The sequence below is a fragment of the Nonomuraea sp. NPDC049709 genome (assembly GCF_040674815.1).
Lineage (GTDB): Bacteria > Actinomycetota > Actinomycetes > Streptosporangiales > Streptosporangiaceae > Nonomuraea.
The window spans coordinates 1-19,118 of record NZ_JBFANM010000135.1; the positions used below are offsets into that span (position 1 = coordinate 1).

The 19,118-nt window shown below is 68.5% G+C and carries 20 protein-coding genes; 9 read left to right on the top strand and 11 right to left on the bottom strand.

Annotated elements, in window-relative coordinates; genetic code table 11:
* Positions 1-492 precede the first annotated feature (492 nt).
* From AB0J69_RS58495 to AB0J69_RS58505, 3 genes are all read left to right on the top strand, one after another.
* On the top strand, positions 493-2,067 hold the full coding sequence (locus AB0J69_RS58495) for an ISL3 family transposase (RefSeq protein WP_364137399.1): 1,575 nt from the start codon (positions 493-495) through the stop codon (positions 2,065-2,067).
* Positions 2,068-2,374: 307 nt separating this feature from the next.
* Positions 2,375-2,548, top strand: a complete 174-nt coding sequence (locus AB0J69_RS58500; RefSeq protein WP_364137371.1) for a hypothetical protein — start codon at positions 2,375-2,377, stop codon at positions 2,546-2,548.
* A complete protein-coding gene (locus tag AB0J69_RS58505) occupies positions 2,530-2,745 on the top strand; it encodes a zinc ribbon domain-containing protein (RefSeq protein ID WP_364137373.1) in 216 nt (71 codons plus the stop codon). Before AB0J69_RS58500 ends, AB0J69_RS58505 begins: the two co-directional genes overlap by 19 nt.
* 259 nt (positions 2,746-3,004) lie before the next feature.
* Here AB0J69_RS58505 and AB0J69_RS58510 read toward each other — a convergent pair whose 3' ends face one another.
* The gene (locus AB0J69_RS58510) at positions 3,005-3,277 is read right to left on the bottom strand and encodes a transposase (protein ID WP_364137401.1); all 273 of its coding nucleotides are present in this window, start codon (positions 3,275-3,277) and stop codon (positions 3,005-3,007) included.
* Between AB0J69_RS58510 and AB0J69_RS58515 the strand changes: the two genes are divergently transcribed.
* Entirely contained in the window at positions 3,192-3,398 is a 207-nt protein-coding gene (locus tag AB0J69_RS58515; RefSeq protein WP_364137407.1) for a hypothetical protein, read from the top strand. The two genes, AB0J69_RS58510 and AB0J69_RS58515, sit on opposite strands and share 86 nt — an antisense overlap.
* A 40-nt stretch (positions 3,399-3,438) precedes the next feature.
* Here the strand turns inward: AB0J69_RS58515 and AB0J69_RS58520 are convergent, their stop codons facing one another.
* The 4 genes from AB0J69_RS58520 to AB0J69_RS58535 all read right to left on the bottom strand — a co-directional run bounded on the left by AB0J69_RS58520 (position 3,439) and on the right by AB0J69_RS58535 (position 8,870).
* Positions 3,439-5,832: a BTAD domain-containing putative transcriptional regulator gene (locus AB0J69_RS58520; RefSeq protein ID WP_364137375.1), complete on the bottom strand. Its 2,394-nt coding sequence runs from the start codon at positions 5,830-5,832 to the stop codon at positions 3,439-3,441.
* A gap of 999 nt (positions 5,833-6,831) precedes the next feature.
* The gene (locus tag AB0J69_RS58525; protein ID WP_364137377.1) at positions 6,832-7,083 is read right to left on the bottom strand and encodes a hypothetical protein; all 252 of its coding nucleotides are present in this window, start codon (positions 7,081-7,083) and stop codon (positions 6,832-6,834) included.
* 1,099 nt (positions 7,084-8,182) lie between these two features.
* Positions 8,183-8,551 (bottom strand): transposase, encoded by a 369-nt coding sequence (locus AB0J69_RS58530; protein ID WP_364137379.1) that lies wholly within the window; start codon positions 8,549-8,551, stop codon positions 8,183-8,185.
* Entirely contained in the window at positions 8,508-8,870 is a 363-nt protein-coding gene (locus tag AB0J69_RS58535) for a transposase (protein WP_364137403.1), read from the bottom strand. Before AB0J69_RS58535 ends, AB0J69_RS58530 begins: the two co-directional genes overlap by 44 nt.
* A gap of 1,104 nt (positions 8,871-9,974) precedes the next feature.
* On the opposite strand from AB0J69_RS58535, the gene AB0J69_RS58540 reads away from it, so the two are divergent.
* Positions 9,975-12,542 (top strand): tetratricopeptide repeat protein, encoded by a 2,568-nt coding sequence (locus AB0J69_RS58540; RefSeq protein ID WP_364137381.1) that lies wholly within the window; start codon positions 9,975-9,977, stop codon positions 12,540-12,542.
* Positions 12,543-12,572: 30 nt separating this feature from the next.
* Complete coding sequence (locus AB0J69_RS58545; protein ID WP_364137405.1) at positions 12,573-13,523, top strand: hypothetical protein; 951 nt, start codon at positions 12,573-12,575, stop codon at positions 13,521-13,523.
* Between the two features lie 248 nt (positions 13,524-13,771).
* On the opposite strand, the gene AB0J69_RS58550 is transcribed toward AB0J69_RS58545, so the two are convergent.
* From AB0J69_RS58550 to AB0J69_RS58570, 5 genes are all read right to left on the bottom strand, one after another.
* Positions 13,772-14,746: a hypothetical protein gene (locus tag AB0J69_RS58550; protein WP_364137382.1), complete on the bottom strand. Its 975-nt coding sequence runs from the start codon at positions 14,744-14,746 to the stop codon at positions 13,772-13,774.
* A gap of 140 nt (positions 14,747-14,886) precedes the next feature.
* Complete coding sequence (locus AB0J69_RS58555; protein WP_364137384.1) at positions 14,887-15,351, bottom strand: hypothetical protein; 465 nt, start codon at positions 15,349-15,351, stop codon at positions 14,887-14,889.
* Positions 15,345-15,557: a hypothetical protein gene (locus AB0J69_RS58560; RefSeq protein ID WP_364137386.1), complete on the bottom strand. Its 213-nt coding sequence runs from the start codon at positions 15,555-15,557 to the stop codon at positions 15,345-15,347. The genes AB0J69_RS58555 and AB0J69_RS58560 overlap by 7 nt, the downstream gene beginning before the upstream one ends.
* Positions 15,558-15,654: 97 nt before the next feature.
* A complete protein-coding gene (locus AB0J69_RS58565; RefSeq protein ID WP_364137388.1) occupies positions 15,655-16,182 on the bottom strand; it encodes a hypothetical protein in 528 nt (175 codons plus the stop codon).
* A 9-nt stretch (positions 16,183-16,191) separates the two neighbouring features.
* Positions 16,192-16,488 carry a hypothetical protein gene (locus AB0J69_RS58570; protein ID WP_364137390.1) on the bottom strand — a complete coding sequence of 99 codons (297 nt, stop codon included), beginning with the start codon at positions 16,486-16,488 and terminating at the stop codon, positions 16,192-16,194.
* 72 nt (positions 16,489-16,560) lie between these two features.
* Here AB0J69_RS58570 and AB0J69_RS58575 point away from each other — a divergent pair, with 72 nt between their 5' ends.
* On the top strand, positions 16,561-16,857 hold the full coding sequence (locus tag AB0J69_RS58575) for a helix-turn-helix transcriptional regulator (RefSeq protein ID WP_364137391.1): 297 nt from the start codon (positions 16,561-16,563) through the stop codon (positions 16,855-16,857).
* A gap of 286 nt (positions 16,858-17,143) precedes the next feature.
* On the opposite strand, the gene AB0J69_RS58580 is transcribed toward AB0J69_RS58575, so the two are convergent.
* On the bottom strand, positions 17,144-17,275 hold the full coding sequence (locus AB0J69_RS58580; RefSeq protein ID WP_364137393.1) for a hypothetical protein: 132 nt from the start codon (positions 17,273-17,275) through the stop codon (positions 17,144-17,146).
* Between the two features lie 365 nt (positions 17,276-17,640).
* On the opposite strand from AB0J69_RS58580, the gene AB0J69_RS58585 reads away from it, so the two are divergent.
* Positions 17,641-17,790 carry a hypothetical protein gene (locus tag AB0J69_RS58585; RefSeq protein WP_364137395.1) on the top strand — a complete coding sequence of 50 codons (150 nt, stop codon included), beginning with the start codon at positions 17,641-17,643 and terminating at the stop codon, positions 17,788-17,790.
* Positions 17,791-18,016: 226 nt separating this feature from the next.
* Complete coding sequence (locus AB0J69_RS58590; protein WP_364137397.1) at positions 18,017-18,961, top strand: C45 family peptidase; 945 nt, start codon at positions 18,017-18,019, stop codon at positions 18,959-18,961.
* Positions 18,962-19,118: the final 157 nt, after the last annotated feature.

Genomic DNA, 19,118 nt, shown 5'->3' on the forward strand with positions numbered 1-19,118 from the left:
GTCCCGAACCCACTACCGCAGACACTTACCGCTTAACCTGCAGAAACAGGATCACTCGAAGATCGATTCATACACCACGTCCGTGGACGTGACCGCAATCCGCCTACCAGTGGGGCCCGCTGCGGCAGGCGTGGATCCTTCTCCCCGGCTCCGGTCGCTGCGCTGGAGTCGTTAGACGCGTAATCAGGCTCTCACCCTCAGTCCGCGCCGGCACGTCCCTGACAGCGGCCCAACGACTTCCGTCAGTCGCCAGGCTGGGTCGCTGCTCAAACCACAGGTCAACGCTGTCAGCCAAGCGGCTCAAGCGACAGTGAGTCAGGTATATGTCGCGGAGTAAGAAGCGTCTTCTGCCCGTCATAGAGATGTCCGTGGCCATGTAAAAAAAAAGTCGGTCTGGCCCACTTTCCGTGATCGGCGATACTTCCAAGATCACGATTATGTTGAGCTGGATACGGGCCGGTGCCGGTATCGGGATGCTGCTCTGTGTCGATCATGGAGCTGTTGGCGGTCGTGTTCCCGCACCTTGCCGCCGTTCGTGTCGAGCGGGTGCACTGCATGGGCGCGACCGTGCGGGTGAAGGCCGCGACGACGGAGCCGAAGGGCGAATGTCCGGCCTGCGGCTGGGAGTCGGTGCGGGTTCATAGCCGTTATGAGCGGTGCCTCTCGGATCTGCCAGTGGCTGGGCAGGAGGTGCTGGTCCAGGTACGGGTGCGCCGTTTCTTCTGCGACAACACCGCCTGTGACAAGCAGACCTTCGCCGAGCAGATTCCCGGGCTGACCAGCAGGCACGGTCGGCGCGCAGCAGGGTTGCTGTCCATGCTGCGGACGGTGGCGCTGGCTCTGGGCGGTCGTCCCGGTGCCCGTCATACCGCCCGTCTGGCCTGTGCGGTGGGTCGCTCGACGCTGCTGCGGCTGTTGCGGAGCCTACCGGATCCGCAGGTGGCGACCCCGCGGGTGCTGGGGGTTGATGAGTTCGCGTGGCGCAAGGGCCACACTTACGGGACGGTGCTGGTCGATGTGGAGGGCGGCCATATGGTCGACCTGCTGCCGGATCGCTCGGCGGATTCCTTCGCGGCCTGGCTGGAGGCGCACCCCGGAGTCGAGGTGATCTGCCGGGACCGCGCCGGCTGCTATGCCGAAGGCTCGCAACGCGGCGCCCCGCTGGCCGTGCAGGTCGCCGATCGCTGGCATCTGCTCCACAATCTGTCCGGCGTGGTCCAGCGGGCTGTGTCCCGGCACCGCGCGCACCTGCGCGAAGTGGCCAAGCCCGAGGTCGGGGAACCTCCTGCCGCCGTGCTGGAACCGGCCCGTGAGGGAGGAGCCTCGGCGGCCCGTACCAGGACGCGGCACGCCGAGATCCACCAGGCGCTCGCCCAGGGGATGACCATCACCCAGATCAGCCGTGAGCTGCGGCTAGATCGCAAGACCGTGCGCCGCTACGCCACAGCCGCCGGCGCCGACCAACTCATCAGCGACGAGCGCGCACCACGCCAGACGATCCTCGATGCCTACCTTCCCTACCTGCACGAACGCTGGGAACAAGGCTGCCGCAGCACCGATCAACTCCTGACCGAACTGCGCGAACGCGGCTACCTGGGCAGCGCACGCACACTACGACGCCTCACCGCCACGCTCCGCACAACAACCGTCAAACCCACAAAGCCTCCTGCACCCAAGATCCGGGAGGTCACCGGCTGGATCGTCCAGTCACCCAGCAAGGTCGCCGCCGAAGACCTGGCCAAGCTCGACCAGATCACCGCCCGTTGTCCAGAACTCGCCTCGGTCACCGAGCTGACGCGCCAGTTCGCCGAGATGCTCGTTCACCGTCGCGGCGAGCAGGACCTGGAAGGCTGGGCAACGCGAGCGGAGGCCAGCCCGGCGCGGGAACTGCGAGACTTCGTCGCCGGCCTTCGCCGTGATTGGACAGCGGTCAAGGCCGGGCTCACCCTGACCTACAGTTCCGGGGCCGTGGAGGGCAACGTGAACCGCATCAAGATGATCAAACGGATCATGTACGGGCGAGCCAACCCCGACCTTCTCCGCATCCGTGTGCTGCACGGCTACTGATCACGGAAAGTGGGCCAGACCCACACGCACTTGGCCGTTGACAAGAGAGAAGGCTTCAGTCGCTTCGGTCGCTCCTCAACACGAACATTCCTCTGACCTGGTAGTTCTTCACCGTCAGTGGCAGCGACTCTGAGTCCGCATCAAGTGCCGAAGCCGTCCGCGAGAGACACGGCCCCGGTCTGGCGGCGCTTGGTGGCCGGCGTCTGACGGGGTTCGCGATCGTACGTTTTGTCGAGGACGGGCCCTTTCGCTGGCTGTCCCCGCCGTCTTGGAGTCCGACGGTGTCAAGGTAGAGATCTGCCACAGGATGTTCGATGAGCTGTCGATCAGCTTGAACAGCATCGACAGGACGACTGCAGTCAATGACGGGGAGGGACTCAAGCCGACACCGGCGTGGTCCAGCGCCGACGACCGGCTTGAGCCGTTCGTCGGCCAGGACATGCGCGAAGGTACTCTGCTCGAATGGCGAAGGCCAGCCTGAACCGGGGCATTCTCGCCGCGGGGTGGGGCCGGCTGGTGGCCCGGCTGGGGCACAAGGCTCCCGGGCGAGTCGTGAAGATCAACCCCGCGTACACGAGTCAGCGGTGCTCGGCGTGCGGGATCGTGGACCGGCAGGCGCGCCAGAGCCAAGCGCGTTTGCGTGCCGGTCCTGCCGATACGCCGGCAACGCCGACGTGAACGCGGCGCGCACCATCGAACACGCGGCAGGGCATGCCGTCGCTGCGCGGGAAGGGCCACGGGTTACCGAGCCGGAGCACCGCGAACCTCAACACGACCCCCTCCTGGTGAGGTAGTTGCTGGTGGAATCCCCCGCCTTCAGCCGGGCGGAGGATGTCAACATCCCGTACTCATGGTGTGTCCCCACCTTGAGGGTGAGCCGCGTGGTGGGGCTGTGGACAGCGCGCACTGGAGGAGATTCTGGCCTGTGCCCCACCGTTCATGCGGCGGCACTCCCTGGGCTTCCTGCTTCGCAGGGCTGTGCCACCGCGAGCGATGGTCTTACCGGCCCTCCACAGGCGTTGAGCCTCTCCGCCCGTCCGGCGGCGAGAATGTTGATCGCGGCGTTGACGTCCCGGTCATGGCCCGCCCCACAATCGCAGGCCCGCCCCCGCACACTCAGCGGCATGCTCTGGGCGAGCTTCCCACAGACCGAGCACAGTTTCGAGGACGGGAAGAACCGGCCGGCCTTGACGAAGGTCCTGCCATACAAACCCGCCTTGTACTCCAACGTAGCGGCCTCGGGTGCGCCGGCATCGGTGCAAGGTGGCCGACAGGTGCTGGATGAGGTTGTGGCGGTCGTGCTCGGCAGCGTATTGGGCGAGGGCGAGTAGGTTGGGCAGCTTGGCATTCAGCTATTGGCTGTCGTCGGCATCATGGGGGCCGGCTCCTGTCCCCGGGGTGGGCGCGGGCAAGTGTCGGCTTCGTCGGGCAGAGGCGGTCCGTCGGCGCCGATGCGGCACAGCGGTAGTGAGTCAGCAGGCGTGACAGTGCGGCACGACGGTCGGTCTCGGATTCTTGCGCGGTGGCCTCCGCGGCGGCGTGAGCGCGGATCAGGCCGTGGAAGCGGTAGCGGCCGGGCGCGGACTCTTGGAGCATGTGGCCTTCCAGCAGCCGGTCCAGCAGCGTCAAGGCACTCTCGATCGTGGTGCCGAGCAGGGCGGCGGCCGCCTCCGGCGTGATGTCCGCGCCGGCGTGCAGCCCCAGCAGGCGATAGGCGCGCTGCTCCGTGGCGGCGAGCACGCGGTAGGACTGGTCCAACGCGGCGCTGACGCTGCGCTGACCGGCGTGCAGCTCGCGCAGCCCGTGGTGATGCCGGTCAAGTCGTTCCAGCAGATCACGGACGCTCCAGGTGGGATGTGCCGTCAGCCGGGCCGCGGCCAGGCGGATCGCCAGCGGTAACAGCCCGCACCGCTGCACCACCTCGGCCACGTCCTCCGCTGGTGTTTCCGTCAGGCGCCAGCGTCCGGCCGTGCTGGTGAACAACGCAATCGCGTCCGCTGGTGGCAAGACGTCCACCGACACCGTGGAGGCCTCGTCCAGACCGACCAGCCGCCGCCGGCTGGTGATCAGGACACGACAGCCACCCTCACCGGGCAGCAGCGGCCGCACCTGCTCCTCGTTGGCGGCGTTGTCCAGCACGATCAACATTCTCCTGCCGGCCAGCACGCTGCGGTACAGGGCTGCCCGGTCGTCGAGGTGTTCGGGAATCGACTCATCCGCGATCCCCAGCGTCTCCAGCGCCTGGGCAAGGATGTCGGCGGGGTTGTCCGGTGCCATGCCCCCCGTATAGCCGTGCAGATCGACGAACAGATTCCCGTCCGGAAACTGTGCCGCCAGCTCGTGTGCGGCATGCACCGCCAGCGCGGTCTTACCTACGCCCGCCATCCCTTCGATGCTTGTGATCATCACTGCGGCCGCGTCATTGGCCTGGCCCAGCAGCGCCAGCTCTGGCTGCCGCCCGACGAAAGAGGTCACATCAGCGGGCAACTGCCGCGGCGTCACCTCCAGCACGCCGGGGCCATCACCACTCCCCTGTGCGACCGGCTCCGGCTGTCGCTCGGCGACGGGACTCACGTCAGTGGGCACCTGCCGCGGTGTCCTGCCTATCCAGTCGGCGCCATCCCTGCCCCGCGCGGCCTGGGCGAGAATCGACGACTCTGCATCGTCCAAGCCCAGCGCTTCAGCTAGCCGCCGCACCGTTGTGACCCGCGGCCGGCGTAGCTCACCGGTCTCCAGTCTGCGGATGGTCCGGACGTTGAGCCCCGCCAGCCCTGCGAGCTGTGTCTGTGTCTGCAAGGCCCGATCGCGCCACGTCCGCAGCAACATTCCGAGCGCAGACTCCTCCGTCTGAGGGGCCGGTTGCCTCCTGTCTTGTGCTGGTGAGGGTGCAGGCGCGCCGAGCGCAGCGGCCGCCGTAGATGCCGCTGTTGTCGGCGCTGTGAATGCCGCGGGCAAACGCGTTTCGGGTACCGGCGCTTCAGCGGACGCATCCCCGTCCGCGTGAGCGTGGGCGAGTGGATGCGGGTGGGGCAGATTCTCTGGGGAGAGGATGGCCTGATGCAGCCGATGGAGGTCGGCGCTGGGGTCGGTGCCGAGTTCCTTCTTGAGAAGGTGGGAAACGGTCCGGTAGGTGTCGAGGGCTTCGGCCTGCCGGCCGGTCCGATAGAGGGTGATCATGAGCTGGGCCCACAGGCGCTCCCGCAGCGGATGTTCGGCCGTCAACGCCCGCAATTCCGCAACCAGCGCGGCCTCACGTCCCAGATGGATATCGATGTCGATGCGGCGTTCGAGGCCATGGAGGCGCTGCTCGGTGATTGGCGGGACATCGATCTGGTGGAGGACGTCTGATTCGACGTCGGCGCACGCAGGTCCGCGCCACAACCCGAGGGCGTCGTGGAGGAACTGGTTCTCCAGCACCGGGCTGGCCGTCGCGGCTGCCCGCCGCATCAACTGCTGGAACTCAAGCAGGTCCAGTTGATCGGGCTCCAGACGGAGCAGATAGCCACCTTCCTCCGTCTCGATCGCCCTATTCAGATCCAAGGATTGCCGCAGGCGGACGATGTTGGTCTGGAGGACTCTGTTCGGATTCTGCGGCGGCTGCTGGGGCCACAGGCGTTCGGTGAGCTGGTCGAGAGTGACGAACTGGTTGGGCCGGAGCAGGAGCGTGGCGAGCAGAACCCGGATCTTGCCGCCGGGGACGGACCACGTCATGCCGTCACGAGTCATCGTCAGGGGGCCGAGCACGGAAAACCGTACGGCCGTCATGACACCCCACCTCCTGCACATACCTCGGCACGATGGCCACCGTCATCGGGGCGGGTACCGGTGCTACGGCCGACACCATCAACGCAGCGGCTCATCGCGTCCGCGCGCGACCCTCTTTGCGGACAAGGCGGGCCGGAGCGGCGGTCACCTGTCCCGCCGGGAGAATGGGTGGCGCCAGCGATCACGGCATCGCCATGCGATATCGCTTCGCCGATCAGGCGAACACCCAGTGGTCTCCTCCGGGCGGTCGCCGCAAACGGAACCGCCCGATGAAGGCGTGGATTCTGCCGAGCAAGTCCGCGAACGACTGAGCTGCGGCAGGTTCGCCGATAGAGGAGGGATGGGCCCGCTGCCGGTGCTCCTCCACGATCAGTCGTCGCCGGGCGGCGGTGATGAGCCCGCCGCGCAGGCCACGCAGGTGGAGGCATGGGTGGACCGGCCGTTCGTGGTGCGGTCACGCACGAGTGGTTCTGAATCTTGTGCATTCTCATCGCTCTCATCAGTGGCTCAGCAGCACGAGCTGAGCATTCTCGGTGCGCCTTTCCGGACCTCGTCAGCGAGCGCCGATCACCTTGCGAGTCACAAGCCGTTACCGGACCCGGACTCCGTGGTGGGCCTCTGCTGCGAGTCCCGTCCGGGAAGCGCCGCCGGCCTCCGTTCCGAGATGTGGCCGACCGTGCTTGTCGCGGTGGCGTTCGGCTCGTCGTGAGGACGATCGTGCGGCACGGCCACCACCACCGGCGTCGCAGGGTTCTCTGGCACCAAGGGATGTAGCGGTGCTCAACCGCTCTTACGCGCTTCGGGCCCGGCGCTGCCCTCACGCCGGCGCAAAACTGGCGGCACCTCATCATGAATGGGCCTGCCGATGTTCGTCTCCACATCGTGGTTCGGTGGCCAGTTAACCTCTTCAGAGGTCGTCTCCGATGGCCAGCCGAAGGTCAGGGACGGCGACGGCTCGGGCTGATCGGATCGGGGTGAACCATCCCGCTGACGGCTTGCCTATCGAAGCCGCTCGTACAGCGCGACGACGTCGGAGTTGCTCCAGGTGACCTGGCTGTAGTGGAAGGTGGGCGACGCGGTGACCCGCTCCTCGAGCACCGGCACCGGCGTCATCCCCACCCGCCCTCCCGCTGCGCCGCCGATGCGGCGCAGCCGGCGCAGGTTGGCGACGCTCTGGGCGAGGCTGACCTGTGGCTTGCCCGCGTCCGGGCCGACGCGGGTGACGTCGTTGCCGCCGAGGACGCAGCTCATCCAGTCCGGGCGGGTCGAGCAGATGACGCAGCATCTCGGCCCAGGGCTGCAGGTCGTCGGTGACGCTGCCACCTATCGTGAGGAGCGTCTGCCCGGATCGCACGGGCAGAGCCTCCACCCGCGCCGCGAACGCTTCCTCAGTGAACAGGCTTTCCACGGCCTCGCGCGCGCGGGCGGCGTAGCGGGCGATAGCGTCGAAGTAGTCCGCGCTGCTCAGCCCGAAGATCGTCGGCAGCGCGTCGGCCATTCCGGGCAGGAAGCCGTACAGCTTGTCGAGATGGGTGTGCTGCAGCCACATCTCACCTGTCACGGCGTTCATCAGGCCTCTCCCACATCGAGTCGCGCCCCGCGCGTGTCCTGCGCGAGGAAATCGGCGCGGCTGCTCACGTACGGTCCCCACTCCCAGGTCCTCGTCGGCGTCCGTGACCGAACCCCGCGGTAGGCGGCTCGTGGGCACCGCAACACGGGCCCCCGGACCGGGCAGAGCGCTGCGATCGACAACGTCTCAAGCCCGGCGTCGTCCGGACGCGGCACAGCCGCCGATCCCTCACTCCGCGTGTCGGGTCGTCGGCCACCGATTCGCGATGCAGGGCACATCTGAACCGCCACTCAGAGCAGGCCCGCGCAAGGCCGAAGACTGCAGCGACAAGGAAGGCGGAATTGTGGTCTCCATCGTCGCTACGCCACGCCGAGATGGGCACGACCCTGCTGAGCATCAACGGCACAATCCCTCCAGACAGGACATACGGAGCCACGGGACACGAGGTCACCATGCTGCTGTTTCAGTTCGGCTTCTGCCCGGTGGGATGCTCGTGGTGCGGATCGGCGTACGGTGGCCCCGGCGGGTCTCGATGGTTCGCCTGCAACCGGAGGGCCCCTGGCTCGCCCAGCCCTCGCCGATCACCGCTCCCGCGAGGTAGGGCATCGGTTGCCACCGGAATGCCCGAAATGAGTCCGGTTCCTATCCCCAGGTCTCGTATACGGATGGGCGATGTGATCGAGCCGGATTGCAGCAGGCGACACCCGGCGAACCATGTGATCTTGCTCTGGATCGCCTGACATCCTCCGCCCGCCTGAAGGCGGGGGATTCCAACAGCGACTACCTCACCAGGAGGAGGTCGCGTTGAGGTTCGCGGTTCACCGGCCCGCCCAGCGGTGGGCCTCCCCGCGCAGACACGGCATGCCCTGCCGCGTGTTCGATGGTCCTGGCCGCGTTCACGTCGGCGTTGCCGGCGTATCGGCAGGACCGGCACCGGAAACGCGCTTGGCTCTCGCGCGCCTGCCGGTCCACGATCCCGCACGCCGAACACCGCTGACTCGTGTACGCAGGGCTGATCTTCACGACTCGCCCGGGAGCCTTCTGCTCCAGCCGGCCCCACCCGGCGGCGAGAATGCCCCGGTTCAGGCCGGCCTTCTGCCGGACGTTACGGCCCGGCACGTCGCGAGTGCCTCGCGCCGACCGGGTCATAGCGGAGATCTTCAGGGTCTTCGACGGCGATCACGTCGAACCGGCGTGCCAGATCGGGGCTGGTCTTCTCCACCCAGTCCTTACGCCGGTCCGCTTCGCGGGCCTTGAGCTTCGCGATGGCGGCCTTCACCCTGCCGCGCCGCCTCGACCCGCGCCTGGCCCGGGCCAGCTTGCGCCACAGCCGCAACAGGCAGGCCTTCTCTGTCTCGCGCAGGCCAGGCGCGTTCAGCAGCTCGCCGGTGGACAGGGCGGCACTGACCGCGACACCCCGGTCCACGCCCACCACCCCCGCCGGTGCCCGGTGCGGGGGTCGGCTCAGGGATCACGGCGAACGCCACCTGCCAGCGGCCCGCCCGGTCACGGGTGACCCGAACGACTTCACGCCCGCAGGCACGGCGCGGAACCACCGGAATCGCACCCAGCCGACCTTCGGGACCTTCACCTCGCCGACGTTGCGGGACAGGCGACGGACGTCGCTGGCCTTGACCGCGACAATCCGGACCCTTCACCCTGCCCGCGCTTGCGCCACGTCGGACGCTGGTGGGTCGTGCCGAAGAAGTTCGCCATCGCCTGGGCGAAGTCCTTCAGGGCCTGCTGCTGCACGATGATCGAACCCGCGCGCTGGGCGGGCCAGTGAACGCGAACCTCAACGCGACCTCCTCCTGGTGAGGTAGTTACTGTTGGAATCCCCGCCTTCAGGCGGGCGGAGGATGTCAACGCAGTGATCACCGACTGGACGGTGGACGTGTGCTGGATGGGCGACGCGCATGCTCTCGCAATCGGCGAGGACGGGCGACTGCATTCGCTCACCGCACTACTCCAGCTCGCGCAGGCAGCGCGGCGGGGAGCAGCTTTGTAGGAGCGTGACAACGCGAAAGGTGGATCGGTGCGGACGTCCCTGGTGGCCGGGACACTGATGTCGGCTCGGACCCTATTCAGGTCGGCGCAGGGCCGCTGAGTCAGGAGGACGGGTTGGCCGCCGCGCGCCCCGCCACGATGGCCAGTGCGAGGGGATTCCGCGCGCCCAGCTCGATGAGTTCGTCGGTGGGGGTCGTGCGGTTTCGGTTCGCTTGGGGCCAGGCGATGCAACAGCAGGTTCTGACCTTCTTCCCGCGTGAGCACGTCCAACGTGAACGTGGCTCCCGCTGCGATGACCGGGCCGCTCGATCTCGTGTCTTCCCGCTGTTCACGGTCGAGGGCAGGCCACAACAGGGCATTTGACGGACATTCATCGGGCATAGCCTGGAATGCTCGGCCGCGGCCCTCAGCGCCCGAACTCGGCCGGGACGTGCGTCGACTTGAGGTCCGCGAGCTCCAGAACGAGGGCACCAGCGCGCTCTGGGCCTCCGGGCCCTGCCGTGGCCTCTGGAATTCCGTGGCATAGTTTCCCTGATCCAGGCCGGCGACTGCGGGAGAACAGTTCATGCCGTCAGGAGCACGCGAGGGTATCGAGGGGGACTCTCCGGCGGGAGAGCCGGAATTGGGGACGTTGTTACACTTCTGGCGTGAGCGGGCCCTGCTCACCCAGGGGCAGCTGGCGGCGCGGACGGGCCTCAACGTCCGGACGATCCGCCGGTTGGAGAGCGGCGAGCTGGTACACCCGCGCGCTGCGTCAATCCGGCTGCTGGCACAGGCGCTGGGCCTGGACGACGCGGAGCTGTCGATCCTGGCACGCGCCACGGGGCCGAGGCCGCAGGGGCCTGGTTCGGCGCGCATGACGCCGCGACAGCTGCCGGCCGATGTCGGGACGTTCGTCGGACGGACGCGGGAGCTCGCCATGCTCGGCGAGATGGGAGACGCGGCCACGGTGGTGATCACCGCCATCGACGGCATGGCGGGCGCCGGCAAGACGGCGCTGGCCGTCCATGCCGCCCATCAGCTCGCCTCCCGCTTCCCCGACGGGAATCTGTTCGTCGACCTGCACGGCTACACCCAGGGCATGGCCGCGGCAGATCCCGCCGACATGCTCGGGCGCGTGCTCGGCACGCTGGGCGTTCCCGGAGAGTCGATCCCTCAGCATGCCGACGACCGGGCGGCGCTGTATCGCAGCCTGCTGGCCGGTCGCCGGATGTTGATCGTGCTGGACAACGCCACCGACGAGGCCCAGGTGCGGCCGCTGCTGCCCGGGGCGGGAAGTTGTCTGGTGCTGGTCACGAGCCGGCGGCGGCTGGTCGGTCTGGACGGGGCCCTTACGGTGTCGGTGGACGTCCTGCCGCTCGCGGACGCGGTGGCGCTGTTCACCGCGACCGCGGGAGAGGAGCGGGTCGCGGGCGAGCCGCGGGGGGTGCTGGAGGAGGTGGTACGGCGGTGCGGGATGCTGCCGCTGGCGATCCGCGTGGCCGCGGCGCGGCTGAAAGCCCATCCGTCCTGGACCGCAGGGCACCTGCTCGAGCGCTTCGAGCAGCATCGGCGCCGACTGAGTGAGCTGCAGGCGGGCGAGCGCGGCGTCATCGCCGCCCTGGGCCTGTCGTACCGCGAACTCAGCCCAGACGAGCAGCGCGCGTACCGTCTGCTGGCGCTGCATCCGGGAGGGGACATCGCGCCCGAGGCGGCGGCCGCGCTCCTGGACACCACCGTCGCGCGGGCCTCGGAGTTGCTGGACCGGCTGCTGGACGTTCATCTGCAGCAGGAGCCGGTTCCCGGCCGGTACCGGTTCCACGACCTGATCCGGGCCCACGCCGCCCAGGTCACCGCCGAGGAGTCCGAGGCCGACCGGCACGCCGCGCGAACCCGGCTGCTGGACCACTACAGCCACGCCGCCTCGGCGGCGATGGATCGCCTCTACCCCTACGAAGCGGACATGCGGCCACGTTTTACGCAGGGCGCGACGTCTACGGCAGTGGTGCCGGACGCCGCCGAATGGCTGGACGCGGAGTTGTCCAACCTGCTGTCCCTCGCGCAGTTCGCCACCGAGCACGGCTTCGGCCGGCACGTCCGGCATCTGGCCGCTACCTTGCATCGCTGCCTGCGTACTCGCGGCCGCTACGCCGAAGCCGAGAATCTGCACGCGCGGGCTCTGACCGCCGCCCGCGCCGCCGGTGATCGAGCGGGCGAGATGGAGGCGCTCATCGGGCTCGGCGAGATCCGCAACATGCAAGACCAGCGCGAAGCAGCTCTTGAGAACAGCTCCACTGCCCTGGGCCTCGCCCGCGCCATCGGTGAGCGCTCCGGCGAGCTCCGGGCGCTGAACGGTCTCGGTCTCGTCCATCTCGGTCGGGACGAGTACGGGCAAGCTGCCGGCTACTTCACGCAGGCGTTGAGCATCGCCCGCGAGATCGGCCATCGCACCGGTGAGCTGGACGCCTTGATCGCTTCCAGCCATGTCCACCGGGTGAGGGGAGAGCACCAGCAGGGCATCGACTGCCTGACCCGGGCGCTGAGCATCGCCCGCACGATCGGTCACCGCACCACTGAGGCGCGAGCTCTGCTCGGCCTCGGTTACCTCCATCTCGCGAGGGACGAGTTCGGGCCGGCCGCCGGCTACTTCACGCAGGCACAGAGCCTGGCTCGGCGCGTGCACTACACGGTGGGCGAGCTCAGCAGCCTCACCGCCCTCGGCGAACTGCACCAGCTCCAGGGCCGGCACGAGCAGGCCCGGGACTGCTACCAGCGAGTCATCGACCTCGCGCGCGAGATCGGCAACCGCAACTGGGAGTTCGAGGCCATCCACGGAATGGGTCGCCTGCACCATGAGCGCGGCCACCACGACCAGGCTCTCGACGACCACCGCCGAGCACTCGACCTGGCCTCTGACCTCGACCATCTGGGTGACCAGGCCCGCGCCCGCGACGGTCTCGCGCACGCCCACGCCGCTCTCGGCCTGCACGACCAGGCCTACGACAACTGGACCGAGGCCTTGATCCTCCTCGCCAAGCTCGGCATCGACAGCGCCGACGAACGAGGAGTCGACGTGGAAAGCATCCGAAGCCACCTCGCCCGCCTCGAAACGCCGACCTCTCAGACGGCGGCTTCAGACGAATCAGGAGACTGATGAGCGGAACGCCTCCGCTTCGGCCGAGCGATCCCGCGCCGTCGGCTCCTACAAGCGCACCGTCTTCCTCGGCGAGCGCGGCCAGGGCAGCCTCCATCTGGGAGTCTCAACCGAGAGCGAACGGGGCCCGGTCAAACTACTGCACGCCAGTTCGCCGACGACGAGCACGCAGTACGCCGTTTCCGGCGCGAGGCGAGGGCCGCTCAGCGGGTCGCCGATCTCTGCACCGCCCGCGTGCTCGACGCGGGCGTTCTGCACGACCGGCGGTACCTCGGGAGCGAGTACATCGAAGGCCCTTTACTCCAGCACCACATCAGCGGGGGGGAACTGCTGCGGCCTGATGCCCCCCTGCGGCTGGCCATCACGACGGCCGCCGCGCTGGCCACCATCCACGGCGCGGGTGTGGTTCACCGGGACTTCAAGCCGAGCAATGTGCTGCTCGGGCGGGACGGCCCGCAGGGATCGACTTCGGGATCGCGCGCGTTGGACGTGAGCCAAAGCCTGACGACCGGCGTCGAGGGGACGCCCCCGTTCATGGCGCCCGAGCAGTTCCTCAGCAGGACGTCACCGGCGGTAGACGTGTTCGCGTGCGCTAGAACGATGGTGTTCGCCGCGACGGGCCGGGCGGCATTCGGGTTCGGGCCGCTGCCGGTGGTGATGTGCCGGATCCTCAACCTCGATCCCGATCTGACGGGCGTTCCCGGCGAGCTGGCATCCCTGCGTGCGGCCTCGCTGGCCAAGGATCCCCGAGATCGGCCGACCGCCGAGCAACTCCTCACCAAGCTGGTCCGGGTGGGCGCTCCGCCACCACCGACCTCCACTCAGCAGCCGATGACATCGTCACCTGCCAGGAGCGGTGTGCACGATGGGGCCGTGCACGCGTCGACGGGGCCAGGTGACGGCCCGCACGCGCAAGGTGGCCAGCCGATTCCGCGCGCCTCGAATCCGAGGTTGTTCGACAGCAAACTCCCACGCCCTTGAGGCCAGGGCCGTTCTTGAAACGGCCGGACTGAAGTTGACGGGATCCCGTCTGATCGTTGAGATCGGGCGGGATCTCGTCGTTTCAAGGGTTTCCGAATCGGATTCGTCCTGGTTCGGGGACTGCGAAGTCAGCTTCTGGGAAGGCCCGGGTGGTGTCAGGCCGCTGGTGGAGGAGCGAGATCCGGCCGTTGGGCATGGCGAAGCCGACGGTAGGCGGGGCGCTGCGACAAGGTGGCGGGTTCTGCGGCTTATGGGGCCGGTGGCGGCCTGCTGTGGCCGGCGGGTGGTATGCCGTCGAAGGGCTGGGCTGGAGCCTGCGGAGTGACGGCGAGTGTGACGGGCTCGTCTTGGGGCTCGCGGATGTGGCGCCACTGGTCGAGGAAGTGGTCGTTGGCGACAGTGACGAGCAGCGCGACCAGGATGGTCTGGGCGACGCGGCCGTGGGCGAGCCGGTTCTTGGGATCGCCGAGGTCGAGGTTGTGTCCCTTGAGCCTGCCGTTGATGCCTTCGGTGTTGGCGCGGACAGACTTGTAGGTCCCGATCCAGGTGGAACTCAGGTAGGCCAGGTCCTGGCGGAACTTGTCGAGGTGGCCGAGATCGTCCTTGTGGACGGTGATGGTGTGCTGGCGGCAGATCTTCGGCAGTTGGCCGGCCTTCAGATCCGGTTGTGGTGGCAGGACGCGGGGTTTGGCCGCGGGGTGGGCGGCTCGCTGCCGGGCGTCGGTGAGGTCGACTGCGGTGGGCTGGCTGGGTCCGCGCTGGTGGAGGCGGTCGAAGCGGGGGCAGGTGATCGATGGGGAGGTGCCTGCTGCCGGGCACTGGTAGCGGACGGCGCCGTCTGCGTTCGCGCTCTGTTTGAGGCGCAGCAAGTACGGCTCTCGCGCGGCGATCAACGCGGTGAGCTCTTCCGACGGCGCGCGGATGGCGGCGTCGTCCAGGCCGGTGGTCGCCTGGGCAAGCCTGTCGGGCATCAGCGGGCAGGCCGGGGAACCGTCGATGAGCGGGCTGTCGTGGACGCTGCCCTGCACTCCCCGCTGCTCCACTTTGTAATCGAGGGCGAGCCGGTAGCCGAGTTCGCGTGCGGGCTGAGCGAAGTGGCCAGGTTGCTGGTCGGTGTAGGCGCGGTCGGCGACGGCGAAGCCGGTGGGAAAGCCGAGCGTGGCCAGGGGTTTGAGGGTGGCGATGGCATTGGCGCCGATGCGTTTGTGCGGGGTGTCGAGCACTAGACCGAGCGCCAGTTGAGGGAAAGAGCCGAGTGCTGTGCGGGTGCGGGCGGCGACGGTGAGGGTGGCGCTGTAGCCGTACTCGGGTGGGCCGTTGCCGGCCGAGTGGTGCCAGCCTGCGGTGATCTCAGTGGAGGCGATCAGCTCCCCAGTGGAGCGGCGGGCCCGGGGTGGGCGGGCGATGACAGGGCGGCGGTGGTGTCGATGCCGACATCGCCGCGGAAGTGGCGGAGGTAGCCCCGGCCTTTGGCCCAGCGCACCGGGGTGAGTACCAGCGCGGTGACGATGTCCTGCAGCAGTTCCCGCTTGCGCGAGTGTGCTGGGTCGTCATCCTCCCAGGCGGTGGCCAGCGCGTCGGCCTGATGCTGGGGCAGGCGGGCGCGCCGATCGTGGCGGACTGGATCCAGCACGGTGGTCAGCCGGTCGAAGGCCCGGTAGAAGCGGCGGGAGGAGGCGAGCACCTGGTGGATGTCTTCGGGGTTGATGTCGGGCAGGCCGAGCCGGTGGCGTGCGGCGGCGGTCAGGCAGAACGCGGCGATCCGCCAGGCCTGGACGAGAGTGGCCTTGCCGGTGTGGTTGATGGACAGCAGCAGGCAGGTCAGCACCGCGGCGATGGGCAGCCCGGGCGGGCCGGGCCTCGGCCGAGTTCGGCGTCGATCAGCGGCATGATGCCGGAGTCGTCCAGCAGCCGGGCGTAGTGGCTGACGACGGCGTCGGGGATCTGTGCCGTCTGCTTGGCAGGTGGCCGGGGCCGGGTGGCTCGGGCTCGGGTGGTGCGCGGCGGCCAGGCGCGTGGCTGCGCCGTACTCACCTGGCCTGTTCGTCGGGCCTGCCGCGCAGCAGCGCGACCGCGGTGGGCTCGTCCAGGGCGGGGACGAAATGTTGGTAGCGGGCCAGCGCGGAGGTGCTCATCCCGGCCGCGGCGGCCACCACGCCAAGTCGATCCGGGCGCTCAGCAACTCGACGATCCACGAGGAGCGCAGCCGGCGCACCGACAGGGCGGGCAGGCCGCCGGTCGGGGTGTGGCAGGTGGTCCAGGAGCTGAACAGGTTCTTGGCGTGCCGGGCGGCGCGCCTGGGCCGGAACACGAACCGGTCGCCCGGCTGGTCGGCGGCATGAGCCAGGACGTCCTCCCAGGCGGCGCGGCAGACGATCAACCGCGTGGTGCCGGGGACGGCGACCACGACCGCGCCGCAGTCCAAGCGGCGCAGATGCCCGGTGCGGACGGCGGCCACTTCTCCAGAGGTCAGACCGCAGCCGCAGGCGAGCGCCATCAACGCCAGAGCGTCGCCTCTGGCCTGGCCGGGCAGGCGTTCGGCCCAGCCGCGAAGGCGGCCGAGCTGGGCCGGCGAGTACGGCGGGCTGACCGTCTTGGAGGCTTTCATCGGTGGCGGCACCCGTTCACCGCGTTCCAGCCAGGCCAGCGTGGCGCGCATGTGCCGCAGTCAGGACCGGTAGGTCTGAGCCGAACTCGGCGCCAGGTCCATGCAGCCGGTCAGGACGAACGCGTCGATCGTCTCGTGCCGCAGCCATACTTCCGGATCGTCGGGCAGGCCGCAGCGGCGGCACCAGGCGGCGAGCCGGGTGGTGGCGTGCAGCAGCCGCTCCACGTTGTAGGGAGAGCAACCGGCGCTGGCGGCGACCAGCATCCGCACCGTGCCGGCGACCTGCTCCCACTCCGGTGGCGGGACGCGCGGCCGGTAACGGGTGATCTTCGCCGAGGTCTCCGGGTCGAGGGTCACACCCCACTCATAGCGGCAGGACAACCTGCCGTTACGTAGCGCGACGACTTTGACTGATAGGAGAACATTGTCATGGTCGGTGGACGAGCCCGCTCCACCGCGCCCCGGGATCTGGCCGAGGACCCGCAGGCCTGGCCCCACGCGGACCTGGAGGGCCATGTGGCCGCGGCTGTCGTTCAGGCGATCGCCGCCACCCTCGCCGGTGAACTCGCCGCGCGCAAGCTGAGCCAGCGCGCCCTGGCCGCTCTGTCCGGGGTCAACCGGCAATCCATCAACGACCTGCTCGCCGGGACCTCCTGGCCGGACGTGGCCACGATCGCCCTGCTGGAGAGCGCCCTCGGGGGGCCGCTGTGGCCCACCATCCGGTAAGGCAGGTGGTGGCGCGAGTGGTGATCGACCGTCGCGCGGGGGCGGGCCATCGGCCGGGGTGAGACGCATCATCGTCCTCTTTCCGCTCTGCCAGATCTCGGGCAGGGCAGGCGAAATAGGCTCGACGGCCCCCCGAGCTCCCGCATCGCGCGTTACGCTCAGAAGCGCGCGAGCCACCGTCAGTTAGACCTGTAGGGCGCTCACGCAACCCGGGTGCCGCCGAGCTGAACCCTCGGCGGCACCCCCTTTGCCGTCGCCCCGGACCACAGGGATGACGGCAAACTCATCAATGGTCAGCGGCGGCCCCGTTCAGCGTGGCGCCGTTGAGGCCCTCGGCGATCGAGAACTGCCCGCGCTGGTGCTCGGCCAGCCACCCTTTGTCGATCAGGCGCTTGAGCCGGGTTCGGACGACTTCCACCCGTGATGGCACCATCGCCCCCTCGGGCTCGATGACCCCAGTGTCTTTGCAGTACTCCGGCGTACTCACTCACCGAATAGTTGCAACTCCACACTGTAGGCGCGAAAGCCACGCGAGTGCAGACACATCACCAGATCTTCCTTGCTTTCCAGCCGCAACTTCCGCAACGAAGTCACAGCCATTTGCAAGTTCAGGCCCGAGCCGCCCCATGGCCTTCCGGGCGTGCCGACGGCCGTGGATCAGGTCAGTGACCAGCGTGTGGGGCTCGTCCGGCATACTGTGATCACGGTGAGACCTCCTTCTGCAAAGATCATCGCTTCGGCCCGTGTCGGCGGAAGTACCGGGCCCTTCACCAGGAGAACCCGATGAGGCGATGGACGACGGTCGCGGTCCTCACCCTGGCCGGACCGGCCCTCGTCGGCGCGTCCCCTGCCGACGCGGCCACGGCCCGCGATCCGGCCACGGCGATCCAGCGCCAACTCGTCAAAGGGCACGGAGTACGGATCACCCGATAGATGGCGTGCTCCGCGCACGAAGGATGCCCTAAACGCCAGCCTTCCTGACTCCCGGCTTCTCCAACGCGGGACATGTTCGCCCACTTGGAATCGGCCACGCTCGCGTTCAGCGGCTTCATCAGATCCAGCGCCTGGCCGTCGCCGATGGCGGCCACCTGGTGAATTACCCGCACAATTAGCTAGGTTGCCCTCACCTCGTCCGATTCTCACAGGGAAAGTGGCAGCCATGCGGCAACAGCACAAGACCTTCCAGGCGATCGAGGTCGGCGACGGCGGCGACGAGCGGTGGGCCGCCCACGCCCGGGCCCTGTGGCAGGACATGGAGGGCCTGCTGACCGAGGAGGGCCGGACTCCGGAGGGCGCGGATCGTGTTCGGGCGCTGTTCCGTGCGCACCTGCCGGAACTGGTCCCGGTTCTGGACCGCCTGGCCGGCCAACTCGACCGGCCCGAGGCGGAAGTCTTCCTCACCCACGCGGCACTGCGGCCGTTCTCCCAGTCCTGCACCCAGATCGGCCAGAACGGCACTCTGCTGCGCAACTATGACCTGCGGCCCGATCAGTGCGAGGGGACCATCGTCTCCTCCTGCTTCCTGCGCCCCGTGATCGGGATGCAGGACATGCTGTGGGGCTTGCTGGACGGGATGAACGACGCCGGTCTCGCGATCTCGCTCACCTGGGGCGGACGTTCTGTCTACGGACGTGGCTTCGCCATTCTCATCCTCGTGCGCTACCTGCTGGAGACGTGCGACACCGTCGATGGGGCGGTCGACAGGCTGCGGTCCCTGCCGGTCGCCGTCCCCCAGAACCTCACCCTTGTCGATCCCAAGAAGGCGATGACGGTGTTCGTGGGACCGGATATGCCGCCGACGGTGGCACCGGACGCCTGCGCCTCCAATCACCAGCACCTGCCGGTGACCGACGAGCAGGAGCGGGCCATGCGGACGCAGGAGCGGCTGCGAGCCATCCGCGCCGCGGGCGCGGACGTGGCGGCGATGCTCAAGCCGCCGCTGTATCGATCCGTCGACGAGCAGGGGACGGTAACGCTCTACACCGCCCACTACCGGCCCGCCGAGGGCCTTGTGACGTACTACTGGCCCGGTGAGTCCTGGCAACAGTCCTTCGGCGACTTCACACCCGGAACCCACACCGTGACCTTGGGCCGGGCCAGCTGAAAAGCTTTCCGGACTCCTGCTCACCCCTGCACGAAGATCTTGCAAGAACATGATTTCACCCACGGTCACGTCCACGGACGTGGTGTATGAATCGATCTTCGAGTGATCCTGTTTCTGCAGGTTAAGCGGTAAGTGTCTGCGGTAGTGGGTTCGGGAC